The organism is Microvirga sp. Mcv34 (genome assembly GCF_024519725.1).
Classification (GTDB): domain Bacteria; phylum Pseudomonadota; class Alphaproteobacteria; order Rhizobiales; family Beijerinckiaceae; genus Microvirga.
The window spans coordinates 1-15,819 of the sequence record NZ_JALJRK010000093.1 but is presented as its reverse complement, the minus strand read 5'-3'; the positions used below and the strand labels follow the sequence as shown (position 1 = coordinate 15,819).

At 65.4% G+C, this 15,819-nt stretch carries 17 protein-coding genes; 11 read left to right on the top strand and 6 right to left on the bottom strand.

Annotated features, from left to right (window positions below; translation table 11 throughout):
- Positions 1 to 409: 409 nt before the first annotated feature.
- Complete coding sequence (locus tag OC446_RS25990) at positions 410 to 1,318, top strand: bifunctional helix-turn-helix domain-containing protein/methylated-DNA--[protein]-cysteine S-methyltransferase (protein WP_262031893.1); 909 nt, start codon at positions 410 to 412, stop codon at positions 1,316 to 1,318.
- 3 nt (positions 1,319 to 1,321) lie between these two features.
- Here the strand turns inward: OC446_RS25990 and OC446_RS25985 are convergent, their stop codons facing one another.
- From OC446_RS25985 to OC446_RS25975, 3 genes are all read right to left on the bottom strand, one after another.
- On the bottom strand, positions 1,322 to 1,597 hold the full coding sequence (locus tag OC446_RS25985; RefSeq protein ID WP_262031892.1) for a hypothetical protein: 276 nt from the start codon (positions 1,595 to 1,597) through the stop codon (positions 1,322 to 1,324).
- 665 nt (positions 1,598 to 2,262) lie between these two features.
- A complete protein-coding gene (locus OC446_RS25980) occupies positions 2,263 to 2,646 on the bottom strand; it encodes a hypothetical protein (RefSeq protein ID WP_262031891.1) in 384 nt (127 codons plus the stop codon).
- Between the two features lie 131 nt (positions 2,647 to 2,777).
- Positions 2,778 to 3,206: a GFA family protein gene (locus tag OC446_RS25975; protein ID WP_262031890.1), complete on the bottom strand. Its 429-nt coding sequence runs from the start codon at positions 3,204 to 3,206 to the stop codon at positions 2,778 to 2,780.
- Positions 3,207 to 3,551: 345 nt separating this feature from the next.
- Between OC446_RS25975 and dnaK the strand changes: the two genes are divergently transcribed.
- The 10 genes from dnaK to OC446_RS25925 all read left to right on the top strand — a co-directional run bounded on the left by dnaK (position 3,552) and on the right by OC446_RS25925 (position 12,524).
- Complete coding sequence (dnaK, locus tag OC446_RS25970) at positions 3,552 to 5,468, top strand: molecular chaperone DnaK (protein ID WP_262031889.1); 1,917 nt, start codon at positions 3,552 to 3,554, stop codon at positions 5,466 to 5,468.
- A 208-nt stretch (positions 5,469 to 5,676) separates the two neighbouring features.
- A complete protein-coding gene (gene dnaJ / locus OC446_RS25965; protein WP_262031888.1) occupies positions 5,677 to 6,828 on the top strand; it encodes a molecular chaperone DnaJ in 1,152 nt (383 codons plus the stop codon).
- A gap of 65 nt (positions 6,829 to 6,893) precedes the next feature.
- Complete coding sequence (locus OC446_RS25960; RefSeq protein WP_262031887.1) at positions 6,894 to 7,517, top strand: class I SAM-dependent methyltransferase; 624 nt, start codon at positions 6,894 to 6,896, stop codon at positions 7,515 to 7,517.
- Positions 7,518 to 7,525: 8 nt separating this feature from the next.
- Positions 7,526 to 8,254, top strand: coding sequence for an orotidine-5'-phosphate decarboxylase (pyrF, locus tag OC446_RS25955; protein WP_262031886.1), 729 nt, complete (start codon positions 7,526 to 7,528; stop codon positions 8,252 to 8,254).
- 55 nt (positions 8,255 to 8,309) lie between these two features.
- Positions 8,310 to 8,597, top strand: a complete 288-nt coding sequence (locus OC446_RS25950; protein WP_114947455.1) for a DUF1330 domain-containing protein — start codon at positions 8,310 to 8,312, stop codon at positions 8,595 to 8,597.
- A gap of 4 nt (positions 8,598 to 8,601) precedes the next feature.
- A complete protein-coding gene (locus OC446_RS25945; RefSeq protein ID WP_262031885.1) occupies positions 8,602 to 8,904 on the top strand; it encodes a DUF1330 domain-containing protein in 303 nt (100 codons plus the stop codon).
- 246 nt (positions 8,905 to 9,150) lie between these two features.
- Entirely contained in the window at positions 9,151 to 9,957 is an 807-nt protein-coding gene (dapB, locus tag OC446_RS25940) for a 4-hydroxy-tetrahydrodipicolinate reductase (protein ID WP_262031894.1), read from the top strand.
- 181 nt (positions 9,958 to 10,138) lie between these two features.
- Entirely contained in the window at positions 10,139 to 10,759 is a 621-nt protein-coding gene (locus OC446_RS25935; protein WP_262031884.1) for a 2,3-bisphosphoglycerate-dependent phosphoglycerate mutase, read from the top strand.
- Between the two features lie 162 nt (positions 10,760 to 10,921).
- Positions 10,922 to 11,536, top strand: coding sequence for an alpha-ketoglutarate-dependent dioxygenase AlkB family protein (locus tag OC446_RS25930; RefSeq protein WP_262031883.1), 615 nt, complete (start codon positions 10,922 to 10,924; stop codon positions 11,534 to 11,536).
- A 49-nt stretch (positions 11,537 to 11,585) separates the two neighbouring features.
- Entirely contained in the window at positions 11,586 to 12,524 is a 939-nt protein-coding gene (locus OC446_RS25925) for a hypothetical protein (RefSeq protein WP_262031882.1), read from the top strand.
- Positions 12,525 to 12,623: 99 nt separating this feature from the next.
- Here OC446_RS25925 and OC446_RS25920 read toward each other — a convergent pair whose 3' ends face one another.
- From OC446_RS25920 to glnD, 3 genes are all read right to left on the bottom strand, one after another.
- Positions 12,624 to 13,259, bottom strand: a complete 636-nt coding sequence (locus tag OC446_RS25920) for a trimeric intracellular cation channel family protein (RefSeq protein WP_262031881.1) — start codon at positions 13,257 to 13,259, stop codon at positions 12,624 to 12,626.
- Between the two features lie 208 nt (positions 13,260 to 13,467).
- Entirely contained in the window at positions 13,468 to 14,085 is a 618-nt protein-coding gene (gene grpE, locus OC446_RS25915) for a nucleotide exchange factor GrpE (protein ID WP_262031880.1), read from the bottom strand.
- 66 nt (positions 14,086 to 14,151) lie between these two features.
- The coding region (glnD, locus tag OC446_RS25910) for a [protein-PII] uridylyltransferase (protein ID WP_262031879.1) at positions 14,152 to 15,819 on the bottom strand (1,668 nt) is incomplete at its 5' end.

Genomic DNA, 15,819 nt, shown 5'->3' with positions numbered 1-15,819 from the left:
CTGCTCCCACAACTTGCGACGCCTCGCGAAGCGCGCCCCTCGTCGGATCAGGCTGTGCAATGATATAGCCAAGGTTCAAACATCTGTCAAGAACAAAGTAAGAACATAACGCTGCACCGTCATCTCCTCGACCTCCTCCTGAGTAGCCTGCGCAGCAGGCGTATCGAAGGAGCATCCAGAGGGCACGTGAGCCGCCCTCGTCCTTCGAGACGCTTCGCTCCTCAGGATGAGGGCTGCGGGGTTGGCACGGCAGACGTGGATGGCCGGCACAAGGCCGGCCATGACGGTATGGGTGTCGTCCCCGGCGAGCCGAAGGTTCGGGAAGGGAAGCCACTGGCAGGCGTCACAGAAATCGGGTGTCGCCCTCCTCCCCGGCTCGTTAGGATGAGCGTCAATCAGGATGAGAGCCATGCTGGATACGCTACGCGACATCACCATCGAACCGGGCGCGATCACCGTGCCGGACGAGCCGCATTCGGATTACGAGCGGGTGCGCCGGATCATTGCCTATATCTCGGAGCGCTGGCGCGAGCAGCCTTCCCTGGAGGCGATCGCCGACCATGTGGGCCTGTCCACCACCCATGTGCACCACCTCTTCCGCCGCTGGGCGGGATTGAGCCCGAAGGCCTTCCTGCAGGCCCTGACCCTGGACAACGCCAAGGCGCTGCTGGCCGATTCCGCCAGCGTGCTCGATGCCACCTATGAGGTCGGCCTCTCGGGACCCGCCCGGCTGCACGATCTCTTCGTGACCCACGAGGCCATGACGCCGGGGGACTACAGGACCGGCGGCCTGGGGCTGACCATGCGCTACGGCTTCCACCCCTCCCCCTTCGGCGAGGCCGTTCTGATCGCGACCGACCGGGGCCTTGCGGGGCTCGGCTTCGTCGACGACGGGGACCGGCAGGCCGCGCTCGCGGACCTGACCCGGCGCTGGCCCAGGGCCACCTACCTGGAGGACGAGACCGCCACCGCGCCGCTGGCGCGGCGCATCTTCAACCCGTCGCAATGGCAGGCGGAGCAGCCCCTGCGGGTCGTCCTGATCGGGACGGATTTCGAAGTCCGGGTCTGGCAGACCCTGCTGCGCATTCCCCGCGACAGGGCCACCACCTATTCCGACATCGCCCGCCACATTGGCAGGCCCTCCGCAGCGCGAGCGGTCGGCGCGGCCGTGGGCAAGAACCCGGTCTCCTTCGTGGTCCCCTGCCACCGGGTGCTCGGCCGCTCCGGAGCGCTCACGGGCTATCATTGGGGGCTTACGCGGAAACAGGCGATCTTAGGGTGGGAAGCGGGGAAGGCTCTAGGTCAGAGCGAGGCTTGAGAACTATGAAGGCAGTGCCCAAACAGGAGCCGTTATCTGTTCAAAAGTGAGAGTGGTAAAATCGGCCAGCAGCGTGGATGCCCCCACAATCTCCTCGGCCTCCTTGAAACCTGCAAACAGTTTTGTGGCCTTGAGCCTGTACAAACGGCCTTTCACAGCAAACAGAAAGTCACCTGGGGTGCTCAAATCCAGATCCCGCCAATCGAAGCTGCTCACGTCAACCAACAGACCGCGGTTGGGATCTTCAAGCAGGAAACGCCCTCTACCCGTCTGAATCAATTTATGCCCCAGTCGGGCTGACTTTACCCATTTGGGGGAAGTTCCTGGAGAGAGATCTGGTACCTCCCTTAACCATTCTACGGGCTCGGCTTCCCATGAACCCGCCCGTAGCTCGATCCCAGGGATGTCCCGTAGATCAGCCAGTTCTACGTTCATCCCGTCGGGGATTCGGCCTGTGAACGCGTTGACCCTGATCTCCTCTTCTGAATGCTTGAGAAGGAGACGGTTGTCTGCAAGGAAGCATCCCCCTCCAGTCCAATGATCGTCTTTATGCCAGACTGCATGAGCCGTGAGGTACGGGGCCCTCGACAGGGAAGTCCAAGTCCGACCGCGCTTCGAGCAAAAGACCACGAGCCATTTGCCGTTAGGTGATAGGGCCGCAGCCAGGATCCTGCCTTTGAACCACTGGCCGATCTCCAATTGGTCACAGGTCAGATCCCAGTGAATGACGCAAACCTGGTCGGTCGGCCCCCGCCTCAGAACGATCCCGACGGGGGCGGAAGTGGCAAGGATTGCCGTTAAGGTGCAGGAAGCAGGCGTCGACATGAGAATAAAGTTTCACATTTCCCCTCTGAAACCAAGCTATGCCCAGGCTAGTGAAACGCTCCAGCTGCCCTTGGAGCCTAGCCCAAAGAGTGGGCTCCTGAGCCGGACATAGGAACTGCTCAGGGAATTGCGTGACTATCCATACCGCTATGCAAAATTCTCGAAAGCCCCGCCGTGCTCGGCGGCAGCACCGCGCATTGCGTCACATGGAACACGCTGTTGTCCACCCTCTGGTAGGCGCGGCCGCACCAATGCCCTCCGCCCGTCTGCCCGGCATCCCCGAGCAGGGCCCGGTACTGGATCGTATAGCCCGGCACCTCGACCCATTCCCCGTCGACGAGCATCTGCACGCCGGTCGGGGTCACCCGGTAGGGCGCCGGGCGGCAATCCTGCTCGCTGCAGCAGCTGTTGCCCCAGGGATCCAGCAGGCGGGAATAAATGTCATGGGCCACGGCCGGGGTAACCGACACCATCGCGATCAGGGCAAAGACGAACCGGGGCATAGGCCGCTTCCACAGGGGAAAGGTGGTCGGCGCTCGTGAGAGCGTCGGGGAACGCCACAAGATTCGATCCTACCGCACGACGCCTGCTTTCGATATGGCCCGCGGGACATCTGCCCCTTGGAAAACCGCTCTCAATCGGGCTCTTCGGCATATTGCCTGGCCCCTGAGGGGACGATCACCCCGTTCAGCCTGCGGGACGTCCAGATGTGAATGGCATCGATGAGATCCACCGGCTCGTCGAGGGAGCCTCCCTTGATGCTGATCTCATCGTCGAGATCCTTGTCACCGTGCCACACGCGCGATCCGCAAGCGGGGCAGAAGAAGCAGGTCAGGGACTTGCCGGAATCCGTCGGGCGCGTCCAGCTTTCGAGCCGACCGGCCAGGAGCCGCACATGGGCGCTGAGGACCATCACCGAAATCCCGAAGGCGGAAGCCGATTGCTTTTGGCACTCCCGGCAGTGGCAGACGTAGATTTCGTGCGGCGGACGCCCGAGCTCATACCGGACCCGGCCGCATTGGCAGCCGCCCTTCAAGGCATATATCCCTTTCGACGGCTGCATGACCTTCCCCGTAACGCGAAGCGTCCTAAACTAGATAGGGCACGGGCCGCTGCCGCGTAGCCACGCCGAGGGGATGACAATCGAGGCTTCTTCCTTTCGATTCCGAGGCTTAGCCGTAGAAAATTCCGCCCTTGCAGCCATGCAGAAGGCGCAGGATCAGACGAATTGAGGCATTCTCGCCTTCAGGATTGTCTTGCAGCCCCGAACGCCCCTTCTTATATCAGCGCCAGCACGGGGCACGGCTCGGTTCGGGCCGGTCCCCATGCTGACAGTCATCAACATGTAAGCCATGGGCCGAGCTGCTTTTAGGGCTCGGCGGTCTGCTTGAAAGTGAGGGATCCCGCCATGGGTAAGGTCATCGGTATCGACCTCGGCACCACCAATTCCTGCGTCGCTGTCATGGAAGGCACGACGCCCAAAGTCATCGAAAACGCGGAAGGCGCGCGGACGACTCCGTCCATCGTGGCCTTCACGGACGAAGGCGAGCGCCTCGTCGGCCAGCCGGCCAAGCGCCAGGCGGTCACAAACCCGTCGCGCACCTTCTTCGCCATCAAGCGCCTGATCGGCCGCACCTTCGACGACCCCATGACCAAGAAGGACATGGGCCTCGTTCCGTACCACATCATCCGCGGCCCGAACGGCGACGCCTGGGTCGAGGCCGACGGCAAGCAATATTCGCCCTCGCAGATCTCCGCCTTCACCCTTCAGAAGATGAAGGAGACGGCCGAGTCGTATCTCGGGCAGCCTGTCACCCAGGCGGTCATCACGGTTCCGGCCTATTTCAACGACGCCCAGCGTCAGGCCACCAAGGACGCCGGCAAGATCGCCGGCCTCGAGGTCCTGCGCATCATCAACGAGCCGACCGCTGCGGCCCTGGCCTACGGCCTGGACAAGAAGCAGACCGGCATGATCGCGGTCTACGACCTCGGCGGCGGCACCTTCGACGTGTCGGTCCTCGAGATCGGCGACGGCGTGTTCGAGGTGAAGTCCACGAACGGCGACACCTTCCTCGGCGGTGAAGACTTCGACATGCGCCTCGTCGAGTACCTCGCGGCCGAGTTCAAGAAGGAGCAGGGCATCGACCTGACCAAGGACAAGCTCGCCCTGCAGCGCCTGAAGGAAGCCGCCGAGAAGGCCAAGATCGAGCTCTCCTCGGCCCAGCAGACCGAGATCAACCTGCCCTACATCACGGCGGATGCCTCCGGTCCGAAGCACCTCGCCCTCAAGCTCTCGCGCGCCAAGTTCGAGCAGCTCGTGGACGACCTCGTGCAGAAGACCATCGAGCCCTGCCGCAAGGCCCTCAAGGATGCCGGCATCTCCGCCGGTGACATCGACGAGGTGGTCCTGGTCGGCGGCATGACCCGCATGCCGAAGATCCAGGAAGTCGTGAAGCAGTTCTTCGGCAAGGAGCCCCATAAGGGCGTGAACCCGGACGAGGTCGTGGCCATCGGCGCGGCGATCCAGGCCGGCGTGCTCCAGGGCGACGTGAAGGACGTGCTGCTCCTCGACGTGACCCCGCTGTCGCTCGGCATCGAGACGCTCGGCGGCGTGTTCACCCGCCTGATCGACCGCAACACGACGATCCCGACCAAGAAGAGCCAGGTGTTCTCGACCGCGGAAGACAACCAGAACGCGGTTACCATCCGGGTCTTCCAGGGCGAACGCGAAATGGCGGCGGACAACAAGCTGCTCGGCCAGTTCGACCTCGTGGGCATTCCGCCCGCGCCCCGCGGCGTGCCGCAGATCGAGGTGACCTTCGACATCGACGCGAACGGCATCGTGAACGTCACGGCCAAGGACAAGGCGACCGGCAAGGAGCACCAGATCCGCATCCAGGCTTCCGGCGGTCTGTCCGATTCCGACATCGAGAAGATGGTGAAGGACGCCGAGGCTCACGCCGAGGAAGACAAGAAGCGCCGCGAGGTCGTCGAGGCGAAGAACCAGGGCGAGAGCCTGATTCACGCCACCGAGAAGTCCTTGACGGAATACGGCGACAAGGTCTCCGAGTCCGACAAGCAGGGCATCACGACCGCCATCGACGCGCTGCGCCAGGCTCTTGCCGGCGAGGACGCCGAGGTGATCAAGGCCCGCACCACGGACCTGATGCAGGCTTCGATGAAGCTCGGCGAAGCCATGTATGCCGCCCAGGCGAATGCCGGCGAAGGCGGCGAGCAGACCGAGGGCGAAGAGCCCAAGAAGGACGACGTCATCGACGCCGACTTCCAGGAGGTCGACGAGAACGACAAGAAGAAGCGCGCCTAAGGCGATGCGCACCTTCTGACGAATTCGGCACCCGGTTTCGTGACCGGGTGCCGTTTTCATGAAACGAGCTTCAAACAACCCATGACCAATCCACCGACCGATTCCCGCGATGTTCTGGAAAAGGCTTCCAGAGCCTTTTCCTGTGCAGCGCATGCGGAAAGGTCCGGCACAATGATGGAGCCCATAGACGCTCCGAGGGGCGCCTGACATGTCCAAGCGCGATTACTACGAGGTTCTCGGCGTCGCGAAGACCGCGACCGAAGTGGAGATGAAATCCGCTTTCCGCAAGCTCGCGATGCAGTACCACCCGGACCGCAACCCGGGGGACCACGAGGCCGAGATCAAGTTCAAGGAAATCAACGAGGCCTACCAGACCCTGTCCGACGGGCAGAAGCGGGCGGCCTACGACCGCTACGGCCACGCGGCCTTCGCCAACGGCGGCGCCGGGGCCGGCGGGCCGGGCTTCGGCGGCGACTTCTCCGACTTCATGTCGGACATCTTCGAGAACTTCTTCGGCGACGCGACCGGACGTGGCGGCGGACGGGGCCGGAGCACCGGTGGGCGCGAGCGCGGCGCCGACATGCGCTACAACCTTGAGATCTCCCTCGACGAGGCCTTCAACGGCAAGACCGCCGAGCTGAAGATCCCGACCTCCATCACCTGCGAGGCCTGTTCGGGGAGCGGTGCGAAGCCGGGTTCCAAGCCCAAGACCTGCCCCACCTGCGGCGGCGCAGGCCGGGTGCGGGCGACACAAGGCTTCTTCTCCATCGAACGCACCTGCCCCAACTGCCACGGGCGCGGCGAGGTCATCGACGACCCCTGCGGCCAGTGCGGCGGCGCGGGCCGGGTCACCCGGGAGCGCACCCTCTCGGTCAACATCCCGGCGGGCGTCGAGGACGGCACGCGCATCCGCCTGGCGGGCGAAGGGGAGGCCGGCCTGCGCGGTGGCCCGGCGGGCGACCTCTACATCTTCCTGTCCCTGAAGCCCCATCCGTTCTACCAGCGCGACGGGGCGGACCTGTTCTGCCGGGTGCCGATCTCCATGGTGACGGCGGCGCTCGGGGGCGAGTTCAGCGTTCCGACCCTGGGTGGCACCGATGCGCTCGTAAAGGTTCCCGAGGGAACCCAGACCGGCAAGCAGTTCCGCCTGAGGGGCAAGGGCATGCCGGTGCTGCGTTCGCGCGACGTGGGCGACCTCTACATCCAGGTTGTTGTGGAAACCCCGCAGAAGCTGACCAAGCGCCAGCGGGAGCTCCTGACGGAGTTCGACCAGGAATGCTCCAAGGAAAACCACCCGGAAAGCTCGGGCTTTTTCTCGCGTTTCCGGGAGTTTATCGATGGGCTCGGCGGATCAACTTAACTTGACGGTCGTTTTCATTGGGTTCTAAACAGCGAACGTGATCCGCCGCACAAAGGGTCTTCTCAGTGCATCAGTCGTTCCAAAGGCCCACGGCCCGGAAACTCCCTCTCAAGAAGGATCGCTTCCAGGATGAGGCCCGGTTCCTGCGCTCCTGGCTTGAGCGGCCCCTCGTCATCGGGGCCGTGACCCCATCCGGCAAGATCCTGGCGCGGACCATGGCGTCCTATGTGGATCCGCGCATTCCCGGCCCCATCATCGAGCTCGGCCCCGGCACGGGCCCTGTCACCGACGCCCTGATCCGGCGCGGCGTGGCGCAGGAGCGGCTGGTCCTGATCGAGTTCAACCCCGAGTTCTGCCAGCTTCTGAAGCGCCGCTTTCCGAAGGCGACGATCATCCAGGGCGATGCCTACGATCTCAAGGAGACCCTGGGCGGCATCCTGAAGGAGCCTGCGGCCGCGACCGTGTCGAGCCTGCCGCTCTTCACCAAGCCCATGGACCAGCGACTGGAGCTCTTGGAGACCGCCCAGACGCTGATGCACCCCAGCGCACCCTTCATCCAGTTCACCTATGCGGTGGTGCCGCCGATCCCGGCGCGCTCGCAAAGCCATAGGGCCAGAGCCTCCAACCGGATCTGGCGCAACCTGCCCCCGGCCCGGGTCTGGGTCTACAACAAGGTCAATCACCCATGAGCGCCGCGATGTCTCTTCCGCCGAATTCTATTCCCGCTGGAGACATTCGCGACAAGCTCATCATCGGCCTCGATGTCCCGTCCGTCGAGGAGGCCCGCGCCATCGTCGCGCGGATCGGGGATGCGGGCACCTTCTACAAGATCGGCTACCAGCTCGCCTATGCGGGTGGCCTTGAATTCGCCCGCGAGCTGATCGACCAGGGCAAGAAGGTCTTCATCGACCTCAAGCTCCACGACATCGGCAACACGGTGGAGGAAGGCGTTCGCTCGGTCGCGCGTCTCGGCGCCACGTTCCTGACCGTCCATGCCTATCCGCAGACCATGCGCGCGGCGGTGGCAGGCAAGGCCGGATCGTCCTTGAAGATCCTCGCGGTCACCGTGCTCACGTCCTACGACGATCAGGATCTCGTCGAGGCGGGCTATGCCCCCGTGACGGCCGCGGAGCTCGTCGCCCGCCGGGCCGGACAGGCCCGCGACCTCGGCATCGACGGCATCGTCTGCGCGGCCACGGAAGCCGAGCGCGTGCGGTCCATCGTCGGCCCCGACCGGCTCATCGTCACCCCGGGCATCCGGCCCGCCGGATCCGATGCCGGCGACCAGAAGCGCGTCCTGACGCCCGCCGAGGGAGTCCGGTTCGGTGCCAACCACCTCGTGGTGGGCCGTCCCATCGTGAAAGCTGCCGACCCGCGCGCCGTGACTGAGGCGATTGTGCGGGAAATCGCCGGCGTGGAGGCTTGACGCTGCGGCGTCTCTGGCGTTCGCTGCGCCTCCCGAAATTCCAAAGGAGCGCCTCATGCCCAAAGGCTATGTCATTGCCCGCGTGACCGTCACGAACCCCGAAGCCTATGCGGAATATGCCAAGGGCGCGACGGAGGCGATCCGCCAGTATGGTGGGCGGCCGCTCGTGCGCGGCGGCGCCTACGAGGCGCTGGAGGGCGAGGCGCGGCCCCGCAACGTGGTGATCGAGTTCGACTCGGTCGAGCAGGCCCGGACCTATTACCACTCGCCGGAATATCAGGCGGCCAAGGCCAAGCGCGAAGGCGCCTGCGTGGCGGAATTCGTTCTCGTGGAAGGAGCCTGAGGCGATGAAGGGCTATTGGATCGGCCGCGTCGACGTCTCGAACCCCGACGCCTACCAGAATTACGTGAAGGCCAACGCGGTCCCCTTCGCCAAGTACGGCGCGCGCTTCCTGGTGCGCGGCGGCACATACCGGGTGGCAGAGGGCGAGGCCCGCGCCCGCAACGTGGTGATCGAGTTCCCGACCTACCAAGCGGCGCTCGAGTGCTGGGACTCGCCTGAATATCAGGCGGCGAAGGCCCATCGCGACGGCCACGCGGTCGCCGACATCATCATCATCGAAGGCTACGAGGGCCCGCAGCCGGGTTGAGCCCGCGTCGTCACCGGCCTTGTGCCGGTGACCCCGTTTGCATGAAGCGCCGAGCCTAGCCGGATCGAGATGGCCGGGACTGATCCCCGGATCAAGTCCGGGGACGGCCATGACGTAGAGAGTGTCAATCCCGGCCTTCGGCTCGCCTGGGATGACAAGTGGCGTGAGAGATCCTCGCCGCTTCTCAGCCCCACTCGAAGCAGCTATACCCTGAGCCCGGAACAACAGGAGAGCGGCATGAGCGAGATGCGACTGGTCGTGGTAGGGGCTGCCGGACGCATGGGGCGCATGCTGATCAAGGCCGTGGCCGAGATGGAGGGCTGCACCCTCGTCGGCGCCATCGAGCGGGAAGGCTCTCCCGCGCTCGGACACGATGCCGGGCTTCTGGCCGGAACGGGCCTCCTCGACGTGGACGTGACGGACGATCCGCTCACCGTCTTCGCCCAGGCCGATGGCGTGCTCGATTTCACCGCGCCCGCCGCCACCACGGCTTTCGCCGCGCTCGCCGCCCAGGCGCGCATCGTCCACGTCATCGGGACCACGGGCCTGCAGGAGGCCGATTTCACCAAGCTGGAGGCGGCCGCGCGCCATGCGCGCATCATCCAGTCCGGCAACATGTCGCTCGGCGTTAACCTGCTCGCGGGCCTCGTGCGCAAGGTCGCGGCGACGCTAGGCGAGGACTTCGACATCGAAATTCTCGAAATGCACCACCGCATGAAGGTCGATGCGCCTTCGGGCACGGCTCTCCTCCTCGGAGAAGCCGCCGCGGAAGGACGCAAGATCTCGCTGAAGGACCGCTCCGTGCGCAGCCGCGACGGCCACACGGGGGCCCGCAGTCCCGGCGATATCGGCTTTGCCACCCTGCGCGGCGGCACAGTGGTCGGCGATCATTCGGTGATCTTCGCGGGCGCCGGCGAGCGCCTGGAGCTGTCGCACCGGGCCGAGGACCGCAGCATCTTCGCCCGCGGCGCCGTGAAGGCCGCGCTCTGGGGCTTCGACAAGAAGCCCGGCTATTACACCATGGCCAATGTCCTTGGCCTTGATCAGCTTTAGCACTTCTTCCCTCCCCCCTGCAGGGAGGGATCAAGGGTGGGGGTCGGAAAGGTCGAGACGCTACGGCTGATGAGTGAAACGTTTAGCCGATACAGCACCTACTTTTTCAAACACTCACCCAGTCGAACCACCCCCACCCCTCCCCGCAAGGGGGAGGGAAATAAAGCGGAGAACTCTCAGCATGAACCGCCTTCTCGTCCTTGCACGCCACGGCCAGAGCGAATGGAACCTCAAGAACCTGTTCACCGGCTGGAAGGATCCTGGGCTGACCGATCTCGGCATCGAGGAGGCGCGCAATGCCGGCCGTCGCCTGAAGGAGATGGGCGTCCAGTTCGACGTCGCCTTCACGTCCGATCTCTCCCGCGCGCAAGCCACCTGCAAGCTGATCCTTGAAGAGATCGGCCAGCCCGATCTGAAGACGATTGCCAACCAGGCCCTGAACGAGCGCGATTACGGTGATCTCTCCGGCCTCAACAAAGACGACGCCCGCGCCCGCTGGGGCGAGGAGCAGGTCCATGTCTGGCGCCGCTCCTATGACGTTCCCCCTCCCGGCGGCGAGAGCCTGAAGGATACGGTGGCCCGCGTGCTGCCCTACTACATCCGCGAGATCCTGCCCCGCGTCATGCGCGGCGAGCGCGTGCTGGTCGCCGCCCACGGCAATTCCCTTCGCGCCCTCGTGATGGTACTCGACGGCCTCACCTCCGAGACCATCCCGAGCCTCGAACTCGCGACGGGCATCCCGCTGGTCTACACCCTCAACGACGACACGACCGTGGCCGACAAGAAGGTTCTGGAGGGGTAAGCTATAGGCGCACTGTCATTCCGGGGCGCCGCAGGCGAACCCGGAACCCATAGCCGGTACCGTTGCAGAATGCAGCGCTGCTCACTCTTTCCTGAGCCGTCGTGTCTATGGGTTCCGGGTTCCGCTACGCGGCCCCGGAATGACACCGGAGTGCATTTATCCATGCTCACCCTCGCCCCCGGCCTCACCTATTACCCCGATTATCTCAACCGCCCGGCCCAGGAGCGGCTGCTCCAAGCCCTGCGCGAGATCACCCGCGACGCGCCCCTGTTCACCCCGCGCATGCCCCGAACGGGAAAGCCGTTCTCCGTGCGCATGACCAATTGCGGACCGCTCGGCTGGGTGTCGGACGTGGAAGGTTATCGCTATCAGCCGATGCATCCGGACACGGGCCGGCCCTGGCCCGCCATGCCGGATCAGGTGCTGGCGGCTTGGGACAGCTTAAGCGGCTATTCGCATCCGCCCGATGCCTGCCTGATCAATTTCTACGAGCCCTCGGCCCGCATGGGCCTGCATCAGGACAAGGACGAGGAGGAGTTTGCCGCGCCCGTGGTGTCGCTGTCCCTCGGGGACACGGCGCTGTTCCGCTATGGCGGCCTAGACCGGAAGGACCCCACCAAATCCGTCAGGCTGCGCTCCGGTGACGCGATCGTGTTCGGCGGGCCCGCGCGGCTGATCTATCATGGGATCGACCGCCTCATGGCGGCCAGCTCGGACCTGCTGCCGCAGGGAGGGCGGCTCAATCTCACCTTGCGCAAAGTGGGAAAGCCGCTTTAGCCTTCGACCCTGTAAGGACCTGCGGGTTTCCTTTTTCGAAGAGGCATCCATGAAAGGCTTTGCAGCCGCCGCCCTGGCTCTCGTCCTGACGGCCTCCGCCGCCCTCGCGGCCGAGCCGGTTTTCCCGCCCGCCTCGCGGATCGGCATCGTGCCGCCTGAGGACATGCTGGTCTCGAAGCGCTTCAGCGGCTTCGAGAGCGAGGAGAAGGCCGCCGCCATCAACTTCGTCGAGATGCCCGCGGCCGCCTACGGACAGGTGGTGAGCGGGCTCACGAAGGAGGCCCTGAAGCGCCAGGGCATGAGCGAGACCTCCCGCGAGACCCTGAAGCTCGGCACCCGGACAGGGGTGCTCATCGGCGGCACCATGGCGGGCCCCGTCCAGGGCCGCAAATGGGTGATGGCCGTCAAGGACGAGGATCTCACCGCCCTCGTGATCGCGCAGGTGCGCGGCGGCCAGGACGGCTACAGCGAGACGCAGATGCGCGACGCTCTGAAGAGCATCGCCCTGCGCGGTCCGGTGTCCATCGACGAGCAGGTCTCCGCCCTGCCCTTCCGCGTCGGCGACACGGCCGGCTTTCGCCCGGTGCGGGTGATTTCGGGGAACTCGGCTCTGTTCACGGACGGCCCTCAGGACACGATCAAGGGAGTGGAACAGCCGATGGTCATCGTGGCGGCCGCCACGAACGTGCCTGTCCCGCCGGCCGAACGGCGCAGCCAGTTCGCCCGCGCGGCCCTGAATTCCAATCAGATCCTCAAGGACATCAAGATCGAGCGCTCCGAGTCCTTCCGCTTCAAGGGCCAGGACTGGCACGAGATCGTCGCTACGGCCTCGGAAGCCGAGTCCGGCCAGCCAATCGTGGTGATGCAGACCATCCGCTTCGAGCCCGACCGCTACGTCCGCCTGATCGGTCTCACCCGGGTCGAGCAGCGGGACCAGAACCTGCCCCGCTTCCGGACGATCATCGACGGAGTCGATACCAACCCCTAGAACCTTGGACGTGAGTTCGAGTTCACGTCCAAGGTTCTAATCGTTTATTTTTTCACATCTTTTCACGCAAAACCGGTTTCCACTTTTGCGTTCGATGCGCTAGTCCCGCTTCGGGAAGGCCGGCAGGGACCAGCCGCGCAGGAGGGCGAGAGCCCTTAAGACGAAAGCGGCGGCGAAGCCGGCGGCGGCGCTCGAGAACGGGTCAAGGCCCGCCGCCTGCAGGGCCACCATCACGGACGCGCCCAGGGCCGCCGCCGTGACATAGATCTCCTGGCGAAGGACCAGGGGCGTCGTTCCGGCAAAGATATCGCGGATGATGCCGCCGAAAGTGGCCGTGATGGTGCCGAGCGCGATGGCGGAGAGCGCCGGAACGCCGGCCGCGAGCGCCTTGCCCGTGCCCGAGACGGCGAAGAGCGCCAGGCCCAGGGCGTCGGCCCAGAGGAGGACGCGCCCCTGTCGCCCGCCCTCGATCATCGCCACGCGCTTGGGCCCGAGGGCGAAGACGAGTTCCGCCACGATCAGGCAGACGAGCACGTCGGTCGGATCTCCGACCCAGAACACGGGCCGCGTGCCGATGAGCAGATCCCTGACCGTCCCGCCGCCGACGCCCGTGAGGGTGGCGAGCAGGGCAAAGCCGAACGGATCCATGCCCTTGCGGGCCGCCATCAGGGCGCCGGACAAGGCGAAGACCGCGACGCCGATGGTCTCGAAGGGAATGCCGTGAAGGACGGTCACTGGGAACACCTGCCGAAATCCCGGACCTCATCCTGAGGAGCCGCTGAAAGCGGCGTCTCGAAGGAGAATCCAGAGTGCACCGGAGATGCCCTGATCCTTCGAGACGGCCTGACGGCCTCCTCAGGATGAGGGCTTCGGGGGTGTTCGCTTACATCATTTTCAGGCGAAGCGGCTAACGCTCCGCCTGAAAACCGGGATGCGGTCCCGTTTACTGAGCCGCCGAGGAATTATCCGTCGTTTCGGCCCCGTTGGCGGCAGTCTTCGGGCCGCCCTTGGAGACGCCGACCAGGGCCGGGCGCAGAACGCGCTCGCCGATGACATAGCCGGACTGGACCACCTGCAGGACGGTGCCGTTCGGGACCTCCGCGTTCGGGATCTCGAACATGGCCTGATGCACGTTCGGGTCGAACTTCTGGCCCTGCGGGTCGAGCTTCTTCACCCCGTGGCGCTCGAGGGTCTTCAGGAGGTCGCGCTCGGTGAGGTCGATCCCCTCGATCAGGCCCTTGAAGGCGCCTTCGGCGGTGCTGCGGGCCTCCGCCGGCACGCTCTCGATGGCCCGGTGGATATTGTCGGCCACGTTGAGCATGTCGCGGGCGAAATTCGCCACCGCATAGGTGCGCGCATCCGCGATCTCGCGCTCGGTGCGGCGGCGCAGGTTCTCCATATCGGCCATCAGGCGCAGAAGCTTGTCCTTCAGGTCCGCCTTCTCGGCCTCGAGAACGGCAATCGGATCGGCCTCGGGCGCGGAAGCCGCTCCGGGAGCGGCGTCAGTGGCGGGCTCGGCCTGGGGGGCCGCGTTGTGGTTTTCCGTGTCGTTCGGATTCATGGTCGACCAACTAAGCGTAGGAGAAAGAAAGGTTCGCGCCACATATCAGGTCACTTGGTCCACAAATCAAGCACTTCGCCTGTGGAGGGGCTCCGTTTCCTCGGCTTTGAACACCTCGAGGAGGGTGCGGGTGATGGTGGCCTGGCGCCCGGCATGGGTGATCTTCGTGCCCGTCAGGTCGGTCACGTAGAACACGTCCACGGCCTTCTCGCCGAAAGTCACGATATGGGCCGAGGCGATGTTCAGGTTGAGCTTCCCCAGAGCCGTCGTGAGGTCGTAGAGCAGGCCGGGCCGATCGAGGCCGGAGATCTCGATCACCGTCTGGCGGCTCGACAGGGAATTGTCGATATTGACCTCCGGCGGCACGTGGAAGGCCTTGGAACGCTCCTTGGCCGGGCGCTTGCCGTCTACGAGGTCGGCGATCTTCACCTCCCCCTTCAAGGCCCGCTCGATGGCCTTGGCGACCCGCTCGGCCCGGCGCAGCTCGTCCTCGTCCCGGTCGAAGGCGCGGGAGAGCACGATCGTGTCCAGCGCCATGCCGTCGGTGGTGGTGAAGATCTGCGCATCGACGATGTTGCCGCCCGCCGCCGCGCAGGCGCCGGTCACGATGGCGAGCAGGCGCGGATGGTCGGGCGACAGGATCGTCAGCTCCGTCACGCCCCGGAACTGGTTCGTCTCGTAGGCCGTGGTGACCGTGCGCCCGCCCTTCTCGGCCTCCCGCAGGAGACGCGCCTGCTTGGCGCGCCGGGTCTCGTCGGTCTTGAGCCAGTAGCCCGGCGTGTGCCGGGAGGCGAAGGCCTCGAACTCCTCATCGCTCCAGTCGGGCAGCTCGGAGCGCAGGTGCTCCTGCGCCAGGCGCACGCGCTCGGATCGGGCGAGGTCCACCGCGCCACCGCCGAGGATCACCTCCGTCTCGTGGTAGAGGTTGCGCAGGAGCTGCCCCTTCCAGCCGGTCCAGGTGCCCGGCCCCACCGCCTTGATGTCCGCGATGGTGAGCACGAGGAGCAGCTTCAGGCGCTCCATGGTCTGCACCACCTCGGCGAAGCTCTTGATGGTGGCGGGATCCGACAGATCACGGCTCTGGGCCGTGTTCGACATGAGAAGATGGTGCTCGACGAGCCAGGCCACCGTCTCGGTCTCCGCCGCCGTGAGGCCGAAGCGTGGCCCGAGCTTGCGGGCGATCACGGCCCCGGCCTCCGAATGGTCCTCCGGCCGGCCCTTGGCGATGTCGTGCAGGAACACCGCCACGTAGAGGGCGCGGCGGTTGCGGATCGAGGGGAAGATCTGGTTGGCGAGCGGATGCTCGCTGCCGAGCTGCCCCGCCTCGATCTCGGTGAGCACGCCGACCGAGCGGATCAGGTGCTCGTCCACCGTGTAGTGATGGTACATGTTGAACTGCATCATCGCGACGATGCGGCCGAAATCCGGGATGAAGCGCCCGAGCACGCCGGCCTCGTTCATGCGCCGCAGGACCACCTCGGGGGCGTTCTTGGAGGTGATGATCTCCAGGAACAGCTTGTTGGCCTCGGGATCGGTGCGCAGGTTGTGCCCGATGAGCCTGAGCGAGCGGGTCGCAAGGCGCGTCGCGTCGGGGTGGATGGCGAGGTTGCGCCGGTCGGCGAGCCAGAACAGGCGGATCAGGTTGACCGGATCGCGCTCGAACGCCTCCTCGTTCTCCACGTTGAGGCGGTTGTTGTCGATGATGAAGCCCTCGCTCACCAGCGCGCCGCCGCT

Bases quoted from the DNA above. Each gene is read 5' to 3' on its own strand.
- OC446_RS25945 (WP_262031885.1), top strand. From the start codon at position 8,602: ATGAAGGGCTATTGGATCGGCCGCGTCGACGTCTCGAACCCCGACGCC.
- pyrF (WP_262031886.1), top strand. From the start codon at position 7,526: ATGTCTCTTCCGCCGAATTCTATTCCCGCTGGAGACATTCGCGACAAG.
- OC446_RS25925 (WP_262031882.1), top strand. From the start codon at position 11,586: ATGAAAGGCTTTGCAGCCGCCGCCCTGGCTCTCGTCCTGACGGCCTCC.
- OC446_RS25950 (WP_114947455.1), top strand. From the start codon at position 8,310: ATGCCCAAAGGCTATGTCATTGCCCGCGTGACCGTCACGAACCCCGAA.
- dnaJ (WP_262031888.1), top strand. From the start codon at position 5,677: ATGTCCAAGCGCGATTACTACGAGGTTCTCGGCGTCGCGAAGACCGCG.
- OC446_RS25935 (WP_262031884.1), top strand. From the start codon at position 10,139: ATGAACCGCCTTCTCGTCCTTGCACGCCACGGCCAGAGCGAATGGAAC.
- dnaK (WP_262031889.1), top strand. From the start codon at position 3,552: ATGGGTAAGGTCATCGGTATCGACCTCGGCACCACCAATTCCTGCGTC.
- grpE (WP_262031880.1), bottom strand. From the start codon at position 14,085: ATGAATCCGAACGACACGGAAAACCACAACGCGGCCCCCCAGGCCGAG.
- OC446_RS25980 (WP_262031891.1), bottom strand. From the start codon at position 2,646: ATGCCCCGGTTCGTCTTTGCCCTGATCGCGATGGTGTCGGTTACCCCG.
- OC446_RS25975 (WP_262031890.1), bottom strand. From the start codon at position 3,206: ATGCAGCCGTCGAAAGGGATATATGCCTTGAAGGGCGGCTGCCAATGC.
- OC446_RS25990 (WP_262031893.1), top strand. From the start codon at position 410: ATGCTGGATACGCTACGCGACATCACCATCGAACCGGGCGCGATCACC.
- OC446_RS25930 (WP_262031883.1), top strand. From the start codon at position 10,922: ATGCTCACCCTCGCCCCCGGCCTCACCTATTACCCCGATTATCTCAAC.
- dapB (WP_262031894.1), top strand. From the start codon at position 9,151: ATGCGACTGGTCGTGGTAGGGGCTGCCGGACGCATGGGGCGCATGCTG.